The following is a 21,581-nucleotide window of genomic DNA, read 5'->3' on the forward strand; positions in this document are numbered from 1 at the left end:
CGTGGCGAAATTTTTGTTAATTTCCATGGCGTTAGTGGTTTAGCCGGTTTGTAGCCGGACTTTTGCATAAAACCGCAAGTGTATTCAGAAAGGCTTGTGTTTAGAGCGACAGGTATTCAGAGCGACAGGTATTGAGAACGACTATAGTCGTTACAGGTAAGGTGATCGGGGCTTTCGCCAAGTATTTGGTGATCATAGGCCAAAACGGGTTCGGATCACGGCTGATGGCCGTGTCCGTATTGTTGTATTCAGATTGTATCGCAGAGGAGAAAATAATGAGAGTGGCCATATTATCCAGAAACCCCAATTTGTATTCCACACGTCGTTTAAAGGAGGCGGGTGAGGAGAGAGGCCATGAGGTGGATGTGATCGACACGTTACATTGCTATATGGATATTACCCAAAGTCGATCGGCAGTGCGTTACCTCGGTGAAGAGTTACCGTACTATGATGCCGTAATTCCAAGAATTGGAGCGTCGATCACTTTTTATGGCGCAGCGGTTGTGCGTCAGTTTGAGATGATGGGAACCTTTACCGTCAATGAGTCGGTGGCCATCAGTCGCTCCCGCGACAAGTTGCGCTCCTTACAATTACTGTCTCGCAAAGGCGTTGGCTTGCCGCGCACGGGTTTTGCGAACAGGCCAGATAACATTAAGGATTTGATTAAAAATGTCGGCGGCGCGCCGCTGGTTATTAAATTGCTGGAAGGCACTCAGGGCATTGGTGTGGTGCTGGCCGATACCAATAAAAACGCAGAAAGTATTATTGAGGCGTTTATGGGGCTGAAAGCAGATATTTTAGTGCAGGAATTTATTAAGGAAGCCGGTGGGGCAGACATTCGCTGTTTTGTAGTGGGCGGCAAAGTTGTCGCGGCTATGAAGCGTCAGGGGGCAGAGGGAGAATTTCGCTCTAATTTGCACCGAGGCGGCTCAGCAAAATTGGTTAAATTGTCGAAGGAAGAGAGAGCAACTGCAGTCAATGCAGCCAAAGTGATGGGGCTGAATGTGTGTGGTGTTGATATTTTACAAGCGAATGATGGGCCGGTGGTGATGGAGGTGAATTCCTCACCGGGTCTGGAAGGGATTGAAGCCGCGACCAATAAAGATGTGGCATCGCTGATTTTCAGCTTTATCGAAAAGCAAGCTAAGCCTAATAATACAAGAACGAAAGGTACAGGTTAAACGTCGATGGAAAAACTGGTTATTGATGGAACGGAAATTAAACCGGGCTCGTGGGTACAAATTGAAATGCCCGTTGCCAAGTTGTACACGGATACAGATATCAGCATGCCGATTCAGGTCATGCGAGCCAAAAAAGATGGACCCACGGTGTTTGTGTCAGCGGCGGTGCACGGCGATGAATTGAATGGCATTGAGATTATTCGTCGTCTGATCCGCTTAAAAACTCTGAAGCTGACTAGGGGAACATTGATATTGGTCCCGATGGTGAATGTGTATGGCGTTTTAAGTCAAAGTCGATACATGCCGGATCGTCGGGATTTAAATCGTTCTTTTCCGGGGTCTTTGCACGGTTCGCTAGCGGGTCGTGTTGCCGATAAGTTTCTCCGCGAAATCGTCAATCATTGTGACTACGGCATTGATCTGCACACGGGAGCCATTCATCGCTCTAACCTGCCCCAGATACGAGCTGATTTGGATGATGAACTGACGCGTGGACTGGCGGATGTGTTCGGCGTTCCGGTACTGCTCAACTCTAATTTGCGTGACGGCTCTCTGCGTCAATCAGCGCTGGAAGCGGGTGTTCGGATTTTATTGTATGAGGCTGGTGAGGCTCTGAGGTTTGATGAGCTGTCCATTCGGGCAGGTGTTAAAGGGGTTATGAATGTGCTGGCTCATCTTGGGATGGTTCGAAAACGTGCTGGCAGCCGTGGCAAGAAAACGCTGCGACCTTTTGAGGCCAACAACAGCTCCTGGGTTCGGGCTACGTGCAGCGGCATTGTGCTGGATATCAAGCACCTGGGTGATGCGGTGCAGAAAGGAGATGTACTGGCAGAGATTGGCAGCCCGTTTGGAAAGGTGATGGGGACTGTGACGGCAAATCGATCGGGTATCATCATCGGTCAGCAGAATATTCCCTTGGTGCAAGAGGGGGATGCCATGTTTCACATTGCGTATTTCTCAGAAGATGATGACAAGATCGCGGAGCGTATCGAGTTTATGCAAGATGACCTGTTGCCGGAGGAGGACGGGGCATCTGTTGAAGATGCCTGATTCGCTGTTAGCGGTTGTCCATGCAGGCTGAATGCGGTGAGTGGTTTTAGTGACGTTGTAAACAGTTCTAGAACCACTGCTTCCGTTTGAAAAAAGTGATCAGGCCGGTAGAAATGATGAGCATGGCTGTAATCAGGACAAAGTAAGCGTACTTGTACTGCAGTTCAGGAATATATTCAAAGTTCATACCGTAAATGCCGGCCAGAAAGCTCAGGGGTACAAACACAGCGGTAATCACCGTCAGTACTCGCATGGTGTTATTCAATTGGTGAGAGGTGATGGAAATATAGCTGTCGATAAGGTCGCTGCAAATGTCGTAGTGCATCTGAGTCAAACTGTGCAGTCTTTCGAAACGATCATCCACATCGTTAATCAAGTGTTCGCTTTCTTCCATCGGGAAGGGCGCTGGCGAGTTTTGATAATCTTTTAACTGCTGGGAGATGCTTAAATGATAGTTAAAAACTCGTTTAACTTTAATCAGTCGTGACTTGTAGAGTGCCAGCTCGGTGAGCGCATTTTCGCCGAAGCCCTCTTGAATCTGATCTTCTTTGTTGCTGATGTCGTTTTCAAACTCCAGAACGTGTTCCAGGTATATGCCCGCAGAGGTGTGCAAAATTTTCATGGCAAGAGCCATGGGGGAGGTTTCGAGAAAGCGCACATCGTTATTCTTGACGACCTTGTTAATGCCCATGGCCTGCTGGGGGTGAACCGTGATCAAACAGCGCTCACTGATGAAAAACCCCATGGTTTGATGATCAAAGACAAGATCGTCGACAACCTCACTGATACCGCGGTAGAGAATAAAAATATGGTCATCAAAGAATTCAATCTTTGGGGGGTGCCGCTTGCGAAAGGTGTCCTGAATGGTCAGTGGGTGACAGTTTAGTTCAGTCAAAATCTCTTCAATGTCGCTGAGGTTGTCGCCGTCGTGGTGGATGTCGACCCAGATTTTACTGTCCGGGGTGCTGCGCCATTCGTCTATTTGAGTTTCGTTGCCGACGACGATGTCGTTATTTTTCTGAGTAAGGTACGTGCGGATCATAAAATCACAGCCTTTGATGATTGCCTGAGCCAAATGTTAGGCTCTGATATTTACCGAATAATAGTATACTGACGACATTGAATATAGAGATTGTCACCCTGATGTTTGGGTAGGCACCGTGTTTTAGATTAGGTTTAGGCAGGTTCGTGTTTATGTACCCTCTCGATTATATTGATCCGGTTTTTCGACCTCCCAGCGAGGCTCGCTCGTTAATATTGCAGGTGACCAACGGCTGCTCCTGGAATAAATGCACTTTCTGTGAAATGTACACCCAGACGCAAAAGCGATTTCGACCGAAACCGGTGGAAGAGTTGGAAGAGCAGTTAAAAAGCCTGCGAGCCGCGGGGTACCCCGTTCGGCGAGTGTTTCTGGCTGATGGCGATGCGATGACGTTATCAACCCGACGCCTGAAAGAGATCCTGGAGCTTATCCATCGCTATTATCCGGAGGTACAGCGAGTCTCGTCCTATTGCCTTCCGCGCAACCTGAAGAAGAAGTCGGTAGAGGAATTGACTGAGCTGCGAGAACTGGGCTTAAGCCTGATGTACGTCGGTTGTGAGAGCGGTGACGATGAGGTGTTGCGCCTGGTTGAAAAAGGCGAGAGCTTCGACTCATCCCTGCAGGCGTTAGATAAGATAAAAGCGGCAGGGATGAAAAGCTCGGTGATGATTTTGAATGGACTCGGTGGAGTTGATCTGTCAGAACAACACGCGGTTAATTCTGCGCGTCTGATGAATGCAGCTCAACCGGATTATCTCTCAACGCTGGTGGTGTCTTTCCCGACAGGAGATGACCGCTATCAACAAAACTTTGAGGGTCAATTTGAGCCTCTTAGCCAGACCGGGCTGTTTTCCGAGATGAAGACGCTGCTGAGCACTCTGGAGTTGGAGAAGACGATTTTCAGAAGTGATCACGCTTCCAATTATCTGGTCTTGAAGGGGGTCTTGGGAAAAGACAAGCCTGCCATGTTGGAGCAGGTGAATATGGCGCTGGAGGGGCGAATTACCCTGCGTCAGGAGTGGCAGAGGGGGCTTTAATGTGTTCCCGCTCGAGAGTTACTGCGCGTTTTTGTGTTTAGGCGTAACTCTCTTCTCTTTGCTGCGCTTATTGTCACGCGTAGCTTTGCTCGGGGTGAGCGTCTTCTTCCTGCAGGCCAAACAGGTAGTCGTGCAGAATGTCGACCATTTGCTCACCTACGTGTTGGTTGAGCTCGTGGAGACTGGAGAATAGGGGGGTGACAGCGTTGGTCTCGTTGAAAAAGTCATCTGCGGCCAGCGTGTATTGTTTACCCTTTTCAGGGGAGTTGCTAAGAAGTTCGAGCACATGGAAGCTGAAATCCATAGACAGACGCAGAAGGTGGGGAAACAGGGATTCCTGACGATTCAGGAATTGTACTTTGCGACTGCCAATAATATCGCTCGGGAGTGTCGGAGATGGTGCCATAAAATCCTCAGCAAACCGTTGTTATTGTTGTTCCATCAGCGGATTAAAACACAATAACAGACGACAACAGTGTGATATACCTCTCAAACGGGTGGGATCGTACTTATCGGAGACAGGCGCCTTCGAATTAGCCGTGTTCTCTGGTAGGGGTGTCCATTTTTGACACTTAAAATAGCGAAACAGTATGACGCTGAGATGACGGACGGCATGGAAAGACCAGAGTAGGTCTTTATTCTCAGTGATTTAATTGGGGCGTCCTTGCCCCAAGGGCAGGTCAGTCTTCCCGGATAATCATCTCCTGAGCAAACATTTTGCCGTTTTCAACATAGTGCTGAGCACCCAGACGGAGAAACCCTTTCTCTTCTTCGCTGAGAGCTCTTTTGACTTTGGCAGGAGAGCCCATGACCAATGAACCTTCTGGAATTTCCATGCCTTCTGTAACCAGGGCGTTTCCGCCGATCAGGCAGTATTTGCCAATCTTGGCGCCGTTCAGCACTACCGCATTGATGCCTATAAGTGAGCATTCGCCAACTTGGCAGCCGTGAACTGTGGCGTTATGACCAATGGTGACGTCGCGTTCAATAAGCAGCGGCTGGCCGGGATCGGCGTGGAGTACGGCGCCGTCCTGGACGTTGCTGCCTTCGCCGATACTGATCTCCTCGCAGTCCCCCCGAACGGTGGCGTTGAACCAGACGCTGGTGTCTTTGTGAAGAGTAACCGAGCCCACAACCATGGCGTTGGGGGCGACGAAACTGCTGGGGTCTTTTTGAACCTTGCGGTCTTTTAAATCGGCAATCACGGATTCATCCTGTTTTGTGGCTGTGTTTGTTTCAGCGCTAGGATAACGGATCGCTCAGGGTTTTGGCAGATGCCCGGTTCAGACGTTATTCCGTGGGTTGTCGAATCCAGTCGTAAGCAGCCTGCAGTTGATTGCCGTCAAACTGGCGGATTTCCGCCGCGACAAAATGCTGGGCAATCGGAGGAAGGATCTTAATCAGGGAGTCGTCGGAAACCGCAGCCACCTTGCGAACCTGCTTGTGGTGGTCCCGGACGAACTTGAGGTGTGACACCAGGGCTGAAAAGTCTTCCCAGCCGGGGAACTTGTCAGTATTGATAATAATGCCGTTTAGGCACTCGTGGTTGCTTAAATAGCGATCAACGACTTCGCTGAGTTGTGCAAAATCCCGGACTAACATGGGAGAGGCGGGTGAAACCCGCAAAATACCTTCGTTGGGGTCAAGATCAAAGTCCAACATAGAGTTCAATATGCCTGTGCTAATGGTCTGTGAGTTACTAATAAATGGGCACTTTATTACATGGTAGAGCTTAGACCAGTTATGTCCGCTATGCTTATTGGAGGCGGTGACAATTTAGGGACATACTGTGGTTTTAGACACAGTTCGGCCAATTTGTTCGACCGCGGTCACAAGTTAAGGAGCAGTTATGGATTCAATTAAGGTTTCAGATTGCATGAGTCGTCAATTCGTCTCTTTCTCACCGCTGACTCCGGTGGTTGAGGCGGCAATCGCTCTGGTTAAGAACGAGTTGTTGGGTGGGCCTGTGGTAGACGAGGACGGGCGTTTGATCGGGTGGATTTCAGAACAGGATTGCATTGGCGCGGTAAGCCAGGTGGCTTACTACTCCCAGCGGGTGTCAGTGGTTGAAGATGTCATGAGTCGGGTGGTTACGTCAGTGGATGGCGAGCGCAACGCCATGGATCTGGCGGATGACATGAAGAAGCAGCGGCGCAAGGTTTACCCTGTGGTGGATGCGTCAAATCGGGTGCTGGGAGTGATTTCAAGACGGCACATTCTGAAGGCTATGTGTGCTTTGATCACCAAGGTCGAAAAGGAGGCTCATCCTCCCTTATCGGGCAAGCAGACATCCAATAAGCCAACCACTCACTTTTGAATTATCTGACAGGGGCTCAGTGAAGTGACCGTCCGCCGTCCACAGGCAGTACCTGCCCAGTGATGTAGTCATTTTGCAGCAAACACAAAACCGCCTGAGCGATGTTTTCGGGGGCCCCGGTTCTTGCCAGAGGAATACGTCCCAGAATCGATTGTTTCCCTTCAGAGTCCAGTTCGGCGGCGTCTTCCGGCCATAAAATAGCACCTGGAGCCACACTGTTGACGCGCACCGTTGGCGCCAGCTCTCTGGCCAGAGACTCTGTCAGCATCACATTGGCCGCCTTCGCCATACAGTAGAGGGTGTGCTCCTTGAGTGGCTTGCGGGCGTGAATATCCGCGATATTGATGATACAGCCTGTGCGTTTGCTCAGCTCCGGAGCCAGCGCCTGGCTTAAAAAAAACGGGGCCTTGGCATTGCTGCTCATGAGCTCATCCCATTGATCCAGAGTCGCATGGCCGATGGGAGTGGGGTAAAAGCTGGAGGCGTTGTTGATCAGAACGTCGATCCGGCCAAACACAGCGATGGCGGCTGTAGCCAGAGATTCGATGGATTCATCTTGACTCAGATCGGCCTGTATCAGAGCCGCTGAGTCGCTTCGTACCTGGTTTAGCAAGTCAGCCAGGGCTTGCGCTTCATCTCGGGAGTGTCGGTAATGAATCAGCACCCGATAGCCCTGCTGGTGAAGCTGTCTGATGATCTCCGCACCAATACGTCTTGCGCCGCCGGTGATCAGCGCCACAGCGGTAGTGGATGGGGTTGATTCGGTTGTGCTTATGTTCTGCATGTCATTCCTGCGCGGTGTTAGGCGTCTTGATCAGGGGTGTAGTTCGCTTGGGCTGTAGTTATCTTGGGGTGTAGCTGTCTTTGAAAGCTTGTAAGGCGTGAATGCGCTTTTTCTGCAGGGCCTCGCCTATGTCTTTACCGGTAACGCCTTCGGCCATGACGTCTCTGGCCTGAATCTTGTTGCAGACCTCCAGCGCCTGACGGAGATAGTCCGCCTGTGGGTAGGGGCGTTCCTGAAAGCCTTTGCGGCCGCGGGAATCTGCTTCGCAACACAGCAGAAAATCCTGCAGTTGCTGGGGACGCCGGAAACTGTCGAGACGCTGCAACAGGCTCAGTAGAGTTTTGGCCTTCAATTCAAAGACCCGGTGACAATTGGTGTGATCCCGCGCGACAGCGATGGCCAGTTCCCGGTGTCGCTTTGGAATGGCCAGACGTTCACAAAATTGTTCGATCAGCGGCAGGCTGCGTTGCTCGTGGGCAATGTGGCGAGGCAATACGTCTTCCGGCGTTGTGGCCTTGCCGAGGTCGTGGGTCAAGGTGGCCAGTAGCACGGCACTGTCGTCGCTGAGCTTGCGGGCTTGAGTCAGGGCCATCATGCAGTGTATGCCGCAGTCAATTTCGGGATGATGCTCCGCTCTTTGCGGAACGCCAAACAGGGCGGCGACTTCCGGCATGATCACGTCAAGTGCGCCACACTGACGAAGCACTTCAATAAAGACATCCGGGGAGCGCTCTGTCAGGGCGCGTTCCAGTTCTTTCCAGACGCGTTCAGCCACCAAAAAACCGACTTCGCCGGCCTCGACCATATCGGTCATCAGTTGTTGGGTTTCATCGGCAACCTGAAACCCCAGATGGTGATAGCGTGCGGCAAAACGGGCAACGCGCAAGACCCGTACAGGGTCTTCGCTGAACGCCGGGCTGACATGGCGTAGCAATTTTGCTTTCAGGTCATCCAGACCGTGATAGGGGTCATACACCTGTCCGTTTTCGTCTTCGGCAATGGCGTTGATGGTGAGGTCGCGGCGTGCCAGATCCTCTTCCAGAGTGATGTCTGGAGAGGTGTGAAAAGTAAAGCCACTGTAACCGGGTGCGGTTTTTCGCTCGGTCCTCGCCAGCGCGTATTCCTCGCCAGTATCCGGATGCAAAAACACGGGGAAGTCTTTGCCAACGGGGCGAAAACCCTCGGTCAACATGTCGTCGGGGGTGGAGCCCACCACCACCCAGTCACGCTCGTGGAAGGGATAGCCCAGATGCTTGTCGCGAACAGCGCCGCCCACTAAGTAGACTTGTTTCATTGCAGTATGATCGCCATATTTGGTTCAAAGGTTTTGGTTTAGAGGCTTTTGTTTCGATGTATGGCAGGTCAGTATACACCGGTTGAATCAGCTCGTTTTGTTCAGCGCAATTAAGGATACAGCTGCTGAAGAGGCAGTTGGATGGAGAACTGGCAGCCGGCACCGGGTTCGCTGTTTACCTGAATGGTGCCCTGATGGCCTTCGATGATGCGATAGGTGACATACAGGCCGAGTCCGGTGCCTTCTCCCACCCCTTTGGTGGTGAAAAACGGATCAAAAATTCGGCCTATAAGCTCGGAGTCGATGCCAGACCCGGTGTCGCGAATGACGATTTCAATGCGATCAACTCGGCTGTGAGTCTCCACATAAATGTCGCCATGCTGCTCAATCGCCTGAGCTGCGTTCACCAGTAAGTTGGTCATGACCTGATAAATCTGAGTGGGGATACATTGGATGGCAGGTAGTTGCTTGTCCAGAGACAGGTGCACGTCGGCTTTGTATTTGAGCTCGGACTTGACGATATTCAGCACACTTTGAATGCAGTCATTGATTTGCAGGCACTCCCATTGATGACTCCCTTGCTCGTGACTTCTCGGGTTGTGCGAGAAAGTCTTGAGATCGGCGATGATCTGCTTCACCTGACGGGCGCCCTGTAGCGAATCATCAATCAATTGCTGCACATCACTTTTCAAAAAAGGCAGGTTAATGTCCTGTTGGAGTTGCTGTAGCTGACTTCGGACGCCAGCATCCGTGATATAGGCTTCGGCCTGTTGATAGAGACCCAGCAGTCTGATGAGATCTTCCAGGTAGCCTTTCAGGGAGTCCAGATTAGAGTGTATATAGCCAATGGGGTTGTTAATTTCGTGGGCAATCCCTGCAGAAAGTCCCCCCAGTGAGGCCATCTTCTCTGCCAGTATCAGTTGATCCTGAGCGGTTTGCAGCTCCTGGTTGGATGTCTCGAGTTCGGCTGTGCGCTGTCGCACTCGGGCTTCAAGTTCCTGTTCGCGGTTGTGTAATGAGAGGTGCGTGCCCACTCTGGCCAGCAATTCATCGGGATTAAAGGGGGCGGTGACATAATCGGAAGCCCCCAGCTGCAAGGCTTGACTGATCGTGGACGACTGATTGTCGGCAGAGACAACAATAAACGCTGGCCGGTATGTAAACGACATGGCGTTTACCTGTGTCAGCACCTCAAAGCCGGACAGAAAGGGCATGTTGAGATCCAGCAACACCAGGTCGAATGCCTGCTCAGTTAAGGCGTCCAGGCATTGTTGGCCATTCTCAACCACGGTCAGGTTGCGATAACGGCTTTTCAGGATAGCGCTCAACACCTGCCGATTGACGGGGTTATCATCCACAATAAGCAGGGTGGATTGATTGTCGACAGAGCCTGTAGCGAATTCATCCATTGCGAAATAACTCCTCCTGCGGTGCAGTTATCCACGCCGATATGACCAGTCACATCGAAGTAGCCATACGCACCAAAACAGTCATCCATCCCCAATAGACTTTTCTATAAAGACACCACGGAGTGGGACGGTCTGATTGGAAATGGCGCGCGTAATCACACTGCATTATGGCGCAATGAGGGGGTGATTCAAATCTGAGGCAAAAAAATGCCCCCACTACATCTAGGGGCGAAGGGTCTTAGGGTGTTCTGTTGCGAGGACTCAGTCTTACCGGCGAAAGCTTCTCTCTGCTGAGCCTGTCTCCGTTAAGGTGAAAACAGAGGGGGTTGTTTGTAACTGGGGCCATAATATCTCCCACGTGTCTAACCTGTCAATCGTGACATTGATAACATTTGTAAATATCTTGTACGATATGCTGACATTAAAGTCATGTTAGACAGGTCTGAAATTGGGTATGCTTATGCCGGGTTTACGATCCAACAATAAAAATGAACAGTGAAATTCGGTAAAAGTGATGTATTTATGGGGACAGTAAAGGTTCTGACGACTGGGGAGGCGGCAAAGCACTGTGGGGTGAACTTCCGCACTGTGATCCGCTGGATTGAGCGAGGCAGATTGAAGGCGTATAAGCTGCCCGGCCGCGGCGATCACCGGATTCAGGTGGAAGACTTTGTGGAATTTCTGCAAAGCAACGATATGCCGGTGCCCGACGAGTTCGGGGCTCAGAAGCGGTCTGTGCTGGTCATTGAGGATCAGCCGGAGATGGCCAGTGCCATTCGACGAGTATTGATTCGCCAGGGGTTTGAGGTGCAGGTGGCACACGATGGTTTCAGTGCCGGTGCTCTGCTGGTGGATATGAAACCGGGACTGGTGACACTGGATCTGAAAATGCCTGGGATGGATGGCTACGAAGTGTTGCGCTTTATCCGTAACCACGAAGAGCACTCCAAAACCCGGGTGCTGGTGATCTCGGCGGAAACCAGTGCTGGGTTGGATCGGGCCCGGGCGCTGGGGGCTTCGGACATCTTGCCGAAACCGTTTGAAAATCAGGAACTGCTCGACCGGGTGGAGGCGTTGTTCGAAAGAGCGTAGGTCTTAACCGACGTCTTAATCATTACCCTAGCTGGTCACCGGCAGCGCCATATCCAGATCCAGTGTGCTGTCGTCCGGTTTGGGTGGGCAGTGATAGGTGGCGGTTATGTCATCTCCTTGTACAGAATGAAGATGCACATCAAACCCCCAGAGCTGGTGAACGTGTTTGAGGACTTCTTCTGTGGAGTCTCCCAGCGGTTTTCGGTTGTGCTGTACGTGTTGAAGCGTCAGTGAACGATCGCCGCGAACATCCACTTGAAACACCTGTATGTTGGGTTCGCGATTACCCAGATTGTATTGCCCGGCCAGCTCTTCCCGCACCAGTTGATAGCCGTGATCATCGTGGATGGCGCTGACTTCAATTTCCCGCGATTTGTCATCATCAATGATGCAAAACAGTTTCAGATCCCGCATCACCTTGGGTGACAAATACTGCAGAATAAAACTCTCATCCTTGAAATTGCGCATGGCAAAGTGCAGCGTTTCGAGCCAGTCGCTGCCGGCGATGTCGGGAAACCAGCGACGATCCTCTTCGGTGGGATGCTCACAGATGCGACGAATGTCCGTCATCATACTGAAGCCCAGCGCGTAGGGATTGATGCCATTGTAATAGGGGCTGTCATAGGACGGTTGGTAGATCACACTGGTGTGGGACTGCAGAAACTCGAAGATAAAGCCTTCGGTGACCATGCCGCGATCGTAGAGTGTGTTCAGGAGTGTGTAGTGCCAGAAGGTGGCCCAGCCTTCGTTCATCACCTGAGTTTGACGCTGGGGGTAAAAGTACTGGGCAATTTTGCGGACAATGCGCACGATTTCCCGCTGCCAGGGTTCCAGCAGCGGTGCATTCTTTTCAATAAAGTAGAGCAGGTTTTCCTGAGGTTCTTCGGGAAAGCGAATCTTTTGCTGGGTTTTTTCATTGTCGGCCTGACCGGGAATGGTACGCCACAAGTCGTTGACCTGCCGTTGCAGGTGAGCTTCACGTTCTTCCTGTCGGGCACGTTCCTGCTCGGCTGAGATGGGGTAGGGGCGCTTGTAGCGATCCACGCCATAATTCATCAGGGCGTGGCAGGAGTCGATCAGAGTCTCAACCTCGGCAATGCCGTAGCGGGACTCGCATTGAGCAATATAGTTTTTGGCAAACACCAGGTAGTCGATGATGGAATCGGCGTCAGTCCAGGTGCGGAACAGGTAGTTACCTTTAAAGAAAGAGTTGTGGCCGTAGCAGGCGTGGGCAATCACCAGAGCCTGCATGGTCATGGTGTTTTCTTCCATCAAATAGGCAATGCAGGGGTTGGAATTGATAACAATTTCGTAGGCGAGCCCCATTTGGCCACGATTGTAGGAGTGCTCGATGTTGAGAAACTGTTTGCCGTAGGACCAGTGGTGGTAGCCCAGCGGCATCCCCACAGAGGCGTAGGCGTCCATCATTTGCTCAGAGCTGATGACCTCGATTTGATTGGGGTAGGTATCGAGTTTGTATTCCTCGGCAATCGCAGCAATGGCGCGGTCATAGTCCTGGATCAATTCAAAAGACCATTCAGAGGTCTCCGAGATGGGGTTTCTCTTTAATTTGTTTTCCAGCTCATTCATAGGCAATCCTGAATACGGTAAGTCTGAAGCGAATAGGCTCAGCTAGTGGGAACCGTTCGTTTCTGGAACAGCTCTCTGAATACCGGATAGATATCACTGACTTCAACAATTTGCTGCATGGCAAACACGTCGCCATGGTTGGCTTGTACTTCCTGATACTCCCGCCACAGTGCCTGGTGGTCTCTGGGGGTGATTTCAATGTAGGAGTAATATTGCAGTTTGGGCAACAAGTCCTGCATCAAAATTCGCGAGCAGGTGGAAGAATCGTCGTTCCAGTTGTCGCCATCGGAGGCTTGGGCGCCGTAAACATTCCACTCAGACAGCGGGTAGCGTTCGTCGAGAATTTCTTTCATCAGTTTTAGCGCACTGGATACGATGGTGCCACCGGTTTCACGTGAGTAGAAAAACTCCTGCTCATCCACTTCTTTGGCGCTGGTGTGGTGGCGGATGAACACCACTTCGGTGTGCTCGTAATTCCGCTGTAAAAATAAGTACAGAAGAATGAAAAACCGCTTGGCAATGTCTTTTGTCGCCTGGTTCATTGATCCTGAAACGTCCATCAAACAAAACATCACAGCCTTGGAGCGGGGCACCGGGTCTTTGACGTGCAAGTTGTACTTGAGATCGAAAGTGTCGAGCCAGGGAACCCGGTTGATACGATTGCGCAGAGCTTCAATTTCTTCTTGCAGCGCGGTGATGTGCAGGTGATTGCGCAGGGCCGGATCCAGCTTTTCTTCCTTCTCGAGTTCGGCTTCCAGTTCTTTCAGTTTTTTGCGCTTGCCGGACGTTAGGGCAATGCGTCGGGCGTTGGCCGAGCGCAGTGAGCGGACGATATTCAGTTGCCCCGGGTTGCCCTCGCTGGCGATGCCCGCACGGCGCATTTTGAATTCTTCATTGCCGGCCAGTTGCCGCTTGACCAGATTAGGCAGTTCGAGATCCTCGAACATAAAGTCGAGAAACTCTTCCTGAGTGATTTGAAAGACAAAGTCGTCAATACCTTCGCCCTGATCACTGGCGCCGGAACCCGAACCGGAACCGCCCTCACCACCGGGTGGGCGAGGGATACGGTCGCCGCGCACAAATTCCTTGTTGCCGGGCAGCACATTGCTGTTGCGTCCACCCTTGCCATGGTGAAAGATCGGCTCGCTGATGTCTTTGCTGGGGATGCTTATCTGCTCACCTTTATCAATATCGGTGATAGAGCGCTGTCCCACGGCATCGGAAACCGCTTTCTGAATGTGTTTGCGATAACGCCTCAAAAAGCGCTGTCGATTGACGGTGCTTTTGTTTTTGCTGTTGAGGCGTCGATCAATTATGTAGCTCATGGCGGCCTCGCTGGTGTAGCTCGATGGTCTGGTTAGATGTCGTCAGTCAGTAAATCGGTAGCAGGCCTGTGTATGAGCAGGGCCTGCTACCGGATCGCGTGTTACTGAGATTTTCTGACGCGCAGATACCATTCTGATAGCAGGCGCACCTGTTTCTCGGTATAACCGCGCTCCACCATGCGGGCGACAAAATCCTGATGTTTTTTCTTGTCGGACGCAGACGCTTTGGCGTTGAAAGAAATGACTGGCAGCAGGTCTTCAGTATTGGAGAACATTTTCTTCTCGATGACCGTACGCAGCTTTTCGTAGCTGTTCCATACCGGATTCATGCCATTGTTGTTGGCTCTGGCGCGTAAAACAAAGTTAACAATTTCGTTACGGAAATCTTTCGGATTGCTGATGCCTGCCGGTTTCTCGATTTTCTCCAGTTCTTCGTTGAGCGCCACCCGGTTAAGGATTTCACCGGTTTCGGGGTCGCGGAATTCCTGATCCTGAATCCAGAAGTCAGCGTAAGTGACATAGCGATCGAAGATGTTTTGACCGTACTCGGTGTAGGACTCCAGATACGCGGTCTGAATTTCCTTGCCGATGAACTCCACATAGCGTGGCGCCAAATGTTCCTTGATGAAAGTGAGGTATTTCTCCTGCAGCTCGGGCTGGTATTGTTCCTGTTCGATCTGCTGTTCCAGAACATACAGCAGGTGTACCGGGTTAGCGGCAATCTCTGTGGGATCGAAGTTGAACACCTTGGACAGGATCTTAAAGGCAAATCGTGTGGAAAGACCCGCCATGCCTTCATCAACACCGGCCGCGTCTCTATATTCCTGCAGAGATTTGGCTTTGGGGTCGGTGTCTTTCAGGTTTTCGCCGTCGTATATCCGCATTTTGGAGTAGAGATTGGAGTTCTCCGGCTCCTTGATTCTCGACAGAATGGAAAACTGCGCCAGCATCTTCAGCGTATCCGGGGCGCAGGGGGCCGCCGCCAGTGAGCTGTGCTCCAGCAGTTTGTCGTAAATACGGACCTCTTCGGAAACGCGCAAACAATAAGGCACTTTGACGATATAGACCCGGTCTATGAAAGCCTCATTGTTTTTGTTGTTTTTAAACGTTTGCCATTCGGATTCGTTGGAGTGAGCCAGGATGATCCCTTCGAAGGGAATGGCCCCGAGACCTTCGGTACTGTTGTAGTTACCTTCCTGTGTGGCGGTCAGCAGTGGGTGCAAGACTTTAATGGGCGCCTTGAACATTTCCACAAATTCCATCAAACCCTGATTGGCGCGACACAGGCCACCGGAAAAGCTGTAGGCATCCGGGTCACTTTGAGGAAAGTCTTCCAGTTTGCGGATGTCTACCTTACCAACCAGTGAAGAAATGTCCTGATTGTTCTCATCGCCGGGCTCGGTTTTGGTGATGGCAATTTGGTCGAGAATTGAGGGGTAGACTTTAACCACTTTGAACTGACTGATGTCACCATTGTATTCATGCAGACGCTTTACAGCCCAGGGCGACATAATGGATTTCATATAACGTCTGGGAATACCATAGTCTTCTTCGAGAATATGGCCGTCTTCCGCTTCGTCAAACAATGCCAGTGGCGATTCAAATACGGGGGAGCCCTTGATGCAGTAGATGGGTTGTTTTTCCATCAGAGCTTTCAGTTTTTCTGCGAGGGAGGATTTACCGCCGCCAACCGGTCCCAACAGGTAAAGGATTTGTTTCTTTTCTTCCAGCCCTTGAGCGGCGTGTTTGAAAAAAGACACAATTTGTTCGATGCACTCTTCCATGCCGTAGAAGTCGGTAAAGGCTTTGTACCGCTTGATGACTTTATTGGAAAAGATACGGCTGAGTCGGGGGTCTGTAGCGGTATCGATGACTTCCGGTTCGCCTATCGCCATTAGCATTCGTTCAGCCGCAGACGCGTAAACTCCGGGATCGGATTTACAGAGATCCAGATATTCCTGAATCGTCAGTTCTTCCTGTTGAGTGGCTTCGTAACGTTCACGATAGTGGTTGAAAATGCTCATGGCTAAATCTCCTTTGACGGGAGGCCTAAAGGTTAGACCGTGGGAAGGTAACAATATTCCCTCGATATAGGCCAAGCGTATATAACGTTATACCTCTTCGTGTAAAAACTGTTATTCCCTACTTGAAGCATAGTCGGAAAAATCAAAGTGTTAGCCAGAACTGTAAATTTTTTCTGTAAATATTTGTGTTTTTGCGAAGTCGTGGCCTGTGTCTGTTTTTGCTCCCATGCCTGTGGGATAATCGCCGAATCGATTTTTTGCTGGTCTGAATAATGTAAAGCTAAAACGTAAAAGCTGTACACCGCCGATCGGGAATCGGGCTAAAGTGTCTGATGTCATAAGATCGTATACGATCGGTGGTGGAACCGGATTGCAAATATCAAAACGGCAACCCAACATAGCGCACTTTGAAGTTGGGTGGTAGTGAAAATACCAGGAGGGTGGTAAAAATAATGAGCGATCAGGTTGATACAAGCGGAGTAAAAAACAGTCGTGTACTGGTAACCGGTGGGGCGGGTTACATTGGCAGTCACACCTGCATAGAGCTGGTCGCAGCGGGCTACGAACCTATCATTGTGGATAACTTTTCCAACAGCAAGCCAAAAGCAGTTGAGAGGTTGTGCCGCATTATAGGGCGTGAACTTACCGTGATCGAAGCGGACGTTAATGATCGCGAAGTCATGGCGCAAATATTCCAGAAGTATTCTGTTTCGGCAGTGCTGCACTTTGCCGGTTTTAAGGCGGTGGGTGAGTCCTGTGAGTTGCCGTTAAAGTATTACCACAACAACGTATCGGGCACGGTGGCACTGTGTGAAGCGATGGAGTCGGCAGCGGTTTATAACCTGATTTTTAGTTCATCGGCCACGGTCTATGGTGATCCCGCTAGTGTGCCCATCGATGAAGCCTTCCCTATTTCTGCGACCAATCCATACGGTCGCAGCAAGCTGATGGTGGAAGAAATGATGCGGGATGTCTGTCGTGCTGCGGACAGTCCCTGGCGTGTCAGTTTGTTGCGCTACTTCAATCCGGTAGGGGCTCATGAAAGCGGTTTGATTGGCGAAGATCCTCAGGGTATACCCAACAATCTGTTGCCTTATGTGGCTCAGGTGGCTGTGGGTAAATTGGCGCAACTGAGTGTTTTTGGCGATGACTATCCCACTGCGGATGGCACCGGAGTACGGGATTACATCCATGTGGTAGATCTGGCCAGAGGCCATGTGAAAGCGCTGGGTTTCCTGCTGAGTGCCGAAGAGGGCTGTTATACCCACAACCTTGGGACGGGTCAGGGCTACAGTGTGCTGGATATTATTAAGGCGTTTGAGCAGGCGTCTGGCAAATCCGTGCCTTATCAAATTCAGCCTCGCCGCTCGGGTGATGTGGCGGAATGTTTTGCCGATCCGCGCAAGGCCCGGGAGGAATTGGATTGGCAGGCCGAATTTGGTGTGCAGCGTATGATGGAAGACACCTGGCGCTGGCAGTCTGGTAACCCCAATGGTTTTGAGTGAGTGCCTTGGTGCTCGCTTGATGAACTTCCTGCTTCCTGCTTCCTGCTTACTGAATTTCCTGCTCCCCTATCACCGGCTGGGGCAGCTGGGAAAGTAAGTACTTGCTGTAACGTTCTTCCAGCTTATTGCGTTTGATCTTCAGCGTGGGTGTGAGCATGTCATTTTCTATCGTCCAGGGCTCGTCGCTGACGATGATGTGATCCAGCCGCTGATGAGACTCCAGGTCGGCGTTGACGTTCTCAAGGGTGGTTTGCAATTGCGTGCGGGTGGTGTCGGACAGCCCGCGGGCCTGTTCGCTGAGCACTACGATAGCCAGGGGCTGCTTGCGTCCCGATCCCAACACGCAGACCTGTTCAATGTCCGAGTTGCGCGACAGCAGGCTTTCAATGGGGGCCGGTGACACATATTTGCCCTTGGCCGTTTTGAACTGCTCTTTGACCCGCCCGACAATACTCCAGGTGCCGTTGCTGTCGGTTCTGGCTTTGTCTCCGGTATGGAACCAGCCGTCGGTAAATGCTTCAGCGGTGGCCTCCGGGTTTTTGTAATACTCCTTAAACACGGCATCTCCCCGAATGAGCACTTCCCCCTCTTCGGACAACTTCATTTCCACGCAGGGTACAGGGGCGCCAATGGTGCCCAGCCGGTCAGGCTGAAAGGGGTTGTTGCCGCACGACAGTCCAGATGTCTCAGTCATCCCCCAGCCTTCGGAAATGTTGATGCCCAGTCGCGCATACCATTCCAGGGTGCTGGGGGAAATAGGCGCGGAGCCGGAGCCGTACATTCGAGCCTTGCCAAAACCCAGTTCATGACGAATTTTGCGAGCGACAAAGCGCCCAAGCAAAGGGATCTTCAACAGTGTCTGCAGTTTCTTGTCGGGGATTTTGGCCAGGATTTGGGCCTGAAACTTGGTCCAGAGACGCGGCACCGAGATGAAAATAGTCGGTTCTGCGTGGCGAACATCGTCGATAAAGGTATCCAGCGACTCCACAAAGAAAATTTCCAGCGAGATATAGAGCGACACCAGTTCCACGACACAGCGCTCGGTGATGTGAGCCAGAGGCAGATAGGACATGCAGCGCTCTTCATCCGTGCGAGGCTGGATATGGGCGGCCTCGTAGCTGGACGACGCCACATTGAGATAACTCAGCACCACACCTTTGGGCTGTCCGGTGCTGCCGGACGTGTAGACCAGAGTGAAGGTGTCCTCAGGGAGTGGACGGTGAACCTCCAGCAGTGGCTCGTATTCATCCAGCCATTGATTGAATTCAACGTGGCCGCGAATCGTCGGGTAAGGGTAGGTGATGATCAGGATACTGTCGTCAAACGCTTGTTCGGCGGCTTTGGTGTCATCCAGTTTGCCGACAAAGACGGCTCTGGCACCGCTGTGATTCATCACGTGTTGTATGGTGCTGAGGCCGGCGGTGGCGTAAATGGGCACGCTGATCATACCTGCCATCATGATGGCCAGATCGGTGATAAACCATTCGGCGCTGTTTTTGGCCAGAATGGCGATACGGTCCCCTGGGCTGTATCCCTGAGTCAGCAACGCTGTCGCAATAATCCTTGCCTGATTGTCCACCTCGGCCCAGGTGAGGGTGTGCCACTGGCGGTTTACGGGTTGGTGCAAATAGGGCTTGTCGGGGTGGGCTGCGACATTGGCGGCCAGCTGATCCAGGGGGAGCGTGTAGTTCATCTCTTCTCTGCTTGTCGTTATGTTGTATTCGAGGATGAGGTGGGACTGACCTGTGCGTTGCCAGTCACGACTTAAATATAGGTTCTCACGAGTATGTAGTATAGAAGAATAAACAGCGCCACCTCAGAAAGCTAAACGGCGGGTCAGATATGCCCGAGGTTGCCTGAGCGCTCGGGCGACCGCCGATAAGCTGCAATGAAGGCAGCAATGATTGATTTTTATACAATTCGGGCTGGGGTTTGGTCATGCTTCGGGTATAATCCGCGGCCTATACAAGCACTCGTAACAAATACCCGTGATATTGAGACGTACATGACAGTAGAAAGCTTCGACCCCAAACAGATTGCCGATTCGCAGACCACCACACTGGATGCGCCTGCCAGAATCCTGGAAGGGCAGCCAATGAGCGCGAGCGCGTCCGGCTCAAAGGTGGGATTCGTCAGTCTGGGCTGTCCCAAAGCATTGGTCGATTCGGAGCGTATGCTCACCAAGCTGCGGTTGGACGGTTACGAAGTCGTGCCCAGCTATGAAGACGCGGATGTGGTCGTGGTCAACACCTGTGGTTTTATCGACAGCGCCAAGCAGGAGTCTATGGACGCCATCGGTGAGGCCATGCGCGAAAACGGCAAGGTCATTGTCACCGGTTGCATGGGCAAAGGCAGCGATGCGGAAGCCATTAAAGCGGCCAATCCCGGTGTGATCAGTGTCAGTGGGCCGGCGGATTACGATCAGGTTATGGACTCGGTTCATAAGATCATCCCGCCAACTCCGGAACAGCACAATCCGCTGGTTGATCTGGTGCCGCCGCAGGGAGTGAAGCTGACGCCCACCCATTATTCCTATTTAAAGATTTCCGAAGGTTGTAACCACCGTTGCAGCTTCTGCATCATTCCCGCCATGCGCGGTGATCTGGTCAGCCGTCCGCTGACTGATGTGGTGACCGAAGCGAAAAAACTGGTGGCCAATGGCACTCAGGAATTGCTGGTGATTTCCCAGGACACCAGCGCCTACGGTATTGATGTGAAATTCAAGCTGGATTTGACGGAAGGGCGGGAAACCCGCATGCAGGATCTGGCGGTAGCTCTGGGAGAACTGGGCGTCTGGGTGCGCATGCACTATGTTTACCCGTATCCGCATGTGGATAAAATGATTCCGCTGATGGCCGAGGGCAAAATTCTGCCCTATCTGGATATCCCGTTTCAGCACGCCAGCCCGCGTATTTTGAAATTGATGAAGCGTCCGGCGCACAGCGAGAAAGTCTTGGGCCGGATTAAAAAGTGGCGTGAGATCTGCCCCGATTTGGCGATTCGTTCCACGTTTATTGTGGGCTTCCCGGGCGAGACTGAAGAGGAGTTCCAGATGCTGCTGGATTTCCTCGAAGAGGCTCAACTGGACCGGGTAGGCTGCTTTAAATATTCGCCGGTGGATGGCGCCACGGCCAACGATTTGCCAGATCATGTACCGGAAGAGATTCAGCAGGAGCGTTGGGAGCGGTTTATGGAAACCCAGCAACGCATCAGCACGGCGCGTCTGCAGCAGAAAATTGGTCGCACCCTGGAAGTTCTGATTGTTGATGTCGACGAAGAGGGTGCACTGGGTAGAACCTATGCCGACGCTCCGGAAATCGACGGTGTGGTTTATCTGAATGAAGAGTTTGATGTGAACGTTGGCGATCGCGTCGAGGTCATCATTGAGCATGCCGACGAATACGACTTGTGGGGTTCTGTCGTTCGCCCATAATGCGTCCATCGCCGCGTCTACTGCGGCACCCAAAAACGGCGAGGTGTAGCGTTGATCGACAGCCATTGCCACTTTGATTTTGAAGTCTTCGATGAGGATCGCAATCATATCCTTCAGGATTGCGCAGCGGCTGGGGTGACTGGCATTCTCATACCAGGAACTCATCCCGGTCAGTGGGCGCCCTTGCTGGAATTAGTGACACAACCGGATCTGGTCTGTGATCTCTGGGCGGCTGCCGGTTGGCACCCCTGGTGGGTGGCGGATTCTGATGCGGATGTGGAACAGGAATCCAGTCTCACTGAACACGGATTTAAGGAGCGTCTGGCTCACCACCTGCGTCACCCACGGGTTGTGGCAGTGGGTGAATGCGGGCTGGACGGCAGTATTGAAAAGCCAGTCGTCGAGCAAACCCCCGTTTTCGAGTGGCAAGTACAATTGGCAGAAGAGTTTAATCGGCCTCTGATTTTGCACGCTCACAAGGCGCATAACGAGGTGTTG

At 51.8% G+C, this 21,581-nt stretch carries 21 protein-coding genes; 8 read left to right on the forward strand and 13 right to left on the reverse strand.

Annotated elements, in window-relative coordinates; translation table 11 throughout:
- Window positions 1-100: 100 nt before the first annotated feature.
- Entirely contained in the window at window positions 101-376 is a 276-nt protein-coding gene (locus ACTG33_RS04200) for a hypothetical protein (RefSeq protein ID WP_439133954.1), read from the reverse strand.
- On the opposite strand from ACTG33_RS04200, the gene rimK reads away from it, so the two are divergent.
- Together rimK and ACTG33_RS04210 are read left to right on the forward strand one after the other, a co-directional pair.
- Window positions 276-1,181 carry a 30S ribosomal protein S6--L-glutamate ligase gene (gene rimK, locus ACTG33_RS04205; RefSeq protein WP_439133934.1) on the forward strand — a complete coding sequence of 302 codons (906 nt, stop codon included), beginning with the start codon at window positions 276-278 and terminating at the stop codon, window positions 1,179-1,181. The genes ACTG33_RS04200 and rimK overlap by 101 nt on opposite strands.
- A 6-nt stretch (window positions 1,182-1,187) precedes the next feature.
- Window positions 1,188-2,231 carry a succinylglutamate desuccinylase/aspartoacylase family protein gene (locus ACTG33_RS04210; protein WP_439133935.1) on the forward strand — a complete coding sequence of 348 codons (1,044 nt, stop codon included), beginning with the start codon at window positions 1,188-1,190 and terminating at the stop codon, window positions 2,229-2,231.
- 67 nt (window positions 2,232-2,298) lie between these two features.
- Here ACTG33_RS04210 and ACTG33_RS04215 read toward each other — a convergent pair whose 3' ends face one another.
- Window positions 2,299-3,273, reverse strand: a complete 975-nt coding sequence (locus ACTG33_RS04215) for a magnesium transporter CorA family protein (RefSeq protein ID WP_439133936.1) — start codon at window positions 3,271-3,273, stop codon at window positions 2,299-2,301.
- Between the two features lie 152 nt (window positions 3,274-3,425).
- On the opposite strand from ACTG33_RS04215, the gene ACTG33_RS04220 reads away from it, so the two are divergent.
- Window positions 3,426-4,310: a radical SAM protein gene (locus ACTG33_RS04220; RefSeq protein WP_439133937.1), complete on the forward strand. Its 885-nt coding sequence runs from the start codon at window positions 3,426-3,428 to the stop codon at window positions 4,308-4,310.
- 73 nt (window positions 4,311-4,383) lie between these two features.
- On the opposite strand, the gene ACTG33_RS04225 is transcribed toward ACTG33_RS04220, so the two are convergent.
- From ACTG33_RS04225 to ACTG33_RS04235, 3 genes are all read right to left on the reverse strand, one after another.
- Window positions 4,384-4,716, reverse strand: coding sequence for a hypothetical protein (locus tag ACTG33_RS04225; RefSeq protein WP_439133938.1), 333 nt, complete (start codon window positions 4,714-4,716; stop codon window positions 4,384-4,386).
- Window positions 4,717-4,990: 274 nt separating this feature from the next.
- Window positions 4,991-5,515, reverse strand: a complete 525-nt coding sequence (locus ACTG33_RS04230; RefSeq protein ID WP_439133939.1) for a gamma carbonic anhydrase family protein — start codon at window positions 5,513-5,515, stop codon at window positions 4,991-4,993.
- Window positions 5,516-5,600: 85 nt separating this feature from the next.
- Window positions 5,601-5,972 (reverse strand): STAS/SEC14 domain-containing protein, encoded by a 372-nt coding sequence (locus tag ACTG33_RS04235; protein ID WP_439133940.1) that lies wholly within the window; start codon window positions 5,970-5,972, stop codon window positions 5,601-5,603.
- Between the two features lie 187 nt (window positions 5,973-6,159).
- Here ACTG33_RS04235 and ACTG33_RS04240 point away from each other — a divergent pair, with 187 nt between their 5' ends.
- Window positions 6,160-6,627 (forward strand): CBS domain-containing protein, encoded by a 468-nt coding sequence (locus ACTG33_RS04240; RefSeq protein ID WP_439133941.1) that lies wholly within the window; start codon window positions 6,160-6,162, stop codon window positions 6,625-6,627.
- A gap of 16 nt (window positions 6,628-6,643) precedes the next feature.
- Here ACTG33_RS04240 and ACTG33_RS04245 read toward each other — a convergent pair whose 3' ends face one another.
- The 3 genes from ACTG33_RS04245 to ACTG33_RS04255 all read right to left on the reverse strand — a co-directional run bounded on the left by ACTG33_RS04245 (window position 6,644) and on the right by ACTG33_RS04255 (window position 10,114).
- Window positions 6,644-7,411 carry a pteridine reductase gene (locus ACTG33_RS04245; protein WP_439133942.1) on the reverse strand — a complete coding sequence of 256 codons (768 nt, stop codon included), beginning with the start codon at window positions 7,409-7,411 and terminating at the stop codon, window positions 6,644-6,646.
- Window positions 7,412-7,469: 58 nt separating this feature from the next.
- Window positions 7,470-8,705: a multifunctional CCA addition/repair protein gene (locus ACTG33_RS04250; protein WP_439133943.1), complete on the reverse strand. Its 1,236-nt coding sequence runs from the start codon at window positions 8,703-8,705 to the stop codon at window positions 7,470-7,472.
- 110 nt (window positions 8,706-8,815) lie between these two features.
- Window positions 8,816-10,114 carry a hybrid sensor histidine kinase/response regulator gene (locus tag ACTG33_RS04255; RefSeq protein ID WP_439133944.1) on the reverse strand — a complete coding sequence of 433 codons (1,299 nt, stop codon included), beginning with the start codon at window positions 10,112-10,114 and terminating at the stop codon, window positions 8,816-8,818.
- Window positions 10,115-10,636: 522 nt separating this feature from the next.
- Between ACTG33_RS04255 and ACTG33_RS04260 the strand changes: the two genes are divergently transcribed.
- The gene (locus tag ACTG33_RS04260) at window positions 10,637-11,206 is read left to right on the forward strand and encodes a response regulator (protein WP_439133945.1); all 570 of its coding nucleotides are present in this window, start codon (window positions 10,637-10,639) and stop codon (window positions 11,204-11,206) included.
- A gap of 27 nt (window positions 11,207-11,233) precedes the next feature.
- On the opposite strand, the gene ACTG33_RS04265 is transcribed toward ACTG33_RS04260, so the two are convergent.
- The 4 genes from ACTG33_RS04265 to ACTG33_RS04280 form a co-directional block, all read right to left on the reverse strand.
- Window positions 11,234-12,796, reverse strand: coding sequence for a SpoVR family protein (locus ACTG33_RS04265; protein ID WP_439133946.1), 1,563 nt, complete (start codon window positions 12,794-12,796; stop codon window positions 11,234-11,236).
- Between the two features lie 38 nt (window positions 12,797-12,834).
- A complete protein-coding gene (locus ACTG33_RS04270) occupies window positions 12,835-14,121 on the reverse strand; it encodes a YeaH/YhbH family protein (RefSeq protein WP_439133947.1) in 1,287 nt (428 codons plus the stop codon).
- A gap of 101 nt (window positions 14,122-14,222) precedes the next feature.
- Window positions 14,223-16,145, reverse strand: coding sequence for a PrkA family serine protein kinase (locus tag ACTG33_RS04275; protein WP_439133948.1), 1,923 nt, complete (start codon window positions 16,143-16,145; stop codon window positions 14,223-14,225).
- Between the two features lie 32 nt (window positions 16,146-16,177).
- Window positions 16,178-16,447: a glycosyl hydrolase 53 family protein gene (locus tag ACTG33_RS04280; protein WP_439133949.1), complete on the reverse strand. Its 270-nt coding sequence runs from the start codon at window positions 16,445-16,447 to the stop codon at window positions 16,178-16,180.
- A gap of 150 nt (window positions 16,448-16,597) precedes the next feature.
- On the opposite strand from ACTG33_RS04280, the gene galE reads away from it, so the two are divergent.
- On the forward strand, window positions 16,598-17,650 hold the full coding sequence (gene galE / locus ACTG33_RS04285; RefSeq protein WP_439133950.1) for a UDP-glucose 4-epimerase GalE: 1,053 nt from the start codon (window positions 16,598-16,600) through the stop codon (window positions 17,648-17,650).
- A gap of 46 nt (window positions 17,651-17,696) precedes the next feature.
- Here the strand turns inward: galE and ACTG33_RS04290 are convergent, their stop codons facing one another.
- The gene (locus tag ACTG33_RS04290) at window positions 17,697-19,343 is read right to left on the reverse strand and encodes an AMP-binding protein (RefSeq protein ID WP_439133951.1); all 1,647 of its coding nucleotides are present in this window, start codon (window positions 19,341-19,343) and stop codon (window positions 17,697-17,699) included.
- Between the two features lie 402 nt (window positions 19,344-19,745).
- On the opposite strand from ACTG33_RS04290, the gene rimO reads away from it, so the two are divergent.
- Entirely contained in the window at window positions 19,746-21,083 is a 1,338-nt protein-coding gene (gene rimO / locus ACTG33_RS04295; RefSeq protein WP_439133953.1) for a 30S ribosomal protein S12 methylthiotransferase RimO, read from the forward strand.
- Between the two features lie 51 nt (window positions 21,084-21,134).
- Window positions 21,135-21,581 (forward strand): TatD family hydrolase (locus ACTG33_RS04300; protein ID WP_439133952.1); only part of this gene is annotated, 447 nt, incomplete at its 3' end.

This window comes from Pseudomaricurvus sp. (assembly GCF_965662505.1).
Lineage (GTDB): Bacteria > Pseudomonadota > Gammaproteobacteria > Pseudomonadales > Cellvibrionaceae > Pseudomaricurvus.

Excerpts from the sequence above, each read along its gene's own strand:
- rimK (WP_439133934.1), top strand. The coding sequence starts at position 276 with ATGAGAGTGGCCATATTATCCAGAAACCCCAATTTGTATTCCACACGT.
- ACTG33_RS04210 (WP_439133935.1), top strand. The coding sequence starts at position 1,188 with ATGGAAAAACTGGTTATTGATGGAACGGAAATTAAACCGGGCTCGTGG.
- ACTG33_RS04215 (WP_439133936.1), bottom strand. The coding sequence starts at position 3,273 with ATGATCCGCACGTACCTTACTCAGAAAAATAACGACATCGTCGTCGGC.
- ACTG33_RS04220 (WP_439133937.1), top strand. The coding sequence starts at position 3,426 with ATGTACCCTCTCGATTATATTGATCCGGTTTTTCGACCTCCCAGCGAG.
- ACTG33_RS04225 (WP_439133938.1), bottom strand. The coding sequence starts at position 4,716 with ATGGCACCATCTCCGACACTCCCGAGCGATATTATTGGCAGTCGCAAA.
- ACTG33_RS04235 (WP_439133940.1), bottom strand. The coding sequence starts at position 5,972 with ATGTTGGACTTTGATCTTGACCCCAACGAAGGTATTTTGCGGGTTTCA.
- ACTG33_RS04240 (WP_439133941.1), top strand. The coding sequence starts at position 6,160 with ATGGATTCAATTAAGGTTTCAGATTGCATGAGTCGTCAATTCGTCTCT.
- ACTG33_RS04245 (WP_439133942.1), bottom strand. The coding sequence starts at position 7,411 with ATGCAGAACATAAGCACAACCGAATCAACCCCATCCACTACCGCTGTG.
- ACTG33_RS04250 (WP_439133943.1), bottom strand. The coding sequence starts at position 8,705 with ATGAAACAAGTCTACTTAGTGGGCGGCGCTGTTCGCGACAAGCATCTG.
- ACTG33_RS04255 (WP_439133944.1), bottom strand. The coding sequence starts at position 10,114 with ATGGATGAATTCGCTACAGGCTCTGTCGACAATCAATCCACCCTGCTT.
- ACTG33_RS04260 (WP_439133945.1), top strand. The coding sequence starts at position 10,637 with ATGGGGACAGTAAAGGTTCTGACGACTGGGGAGGCGGCAAAGCACTGT.
- ACTG33_RS04265 (WP_439133946.1), bottom strand. The coding sequence starts at position 12,796 with ATGAATGAGCTGGAAAACAAATTAAAGAGAAACCCCATCTCGGAGACC.
- ACTG33_RS04270 (WP_439133947.1), bottom strand. The coding sequence starts at position 14,121 with ATGAGCTACATAATTGATCGACGCCTCAACAGCAAAAACAAAAGCACC.
- ACTG33_RS04275 (WP_439133948.1), bottom strand. The coding sequence starts at position 16,145 with ATGAGCATTTTCAACCACTATCGTGAACGTTACGAAGCCACTCAACAG.
- galE (WP_439133950.1), top strand. The coding sequence starts at position 16,598 with ATGAGCGATCAGGTTGATACAAGCGGAGTAAAAAACAGTCGTGTACTG.
- ACTG33_RS04290 (WP_439133951.1), bottom strand. The coding sequence starts at position 19,343 with ATGAACTACACGCTCCCCCTGGATCAGCTGGCCGCCAATGTCGCAGCC.
- rimO (WP_439133953.1), top strand. The coding sequence starts at position 19,746 with ATGAGCGCGAGCGCGTCCGGCTCAAAGGTGGGATTCGTCAGTCTGGGC.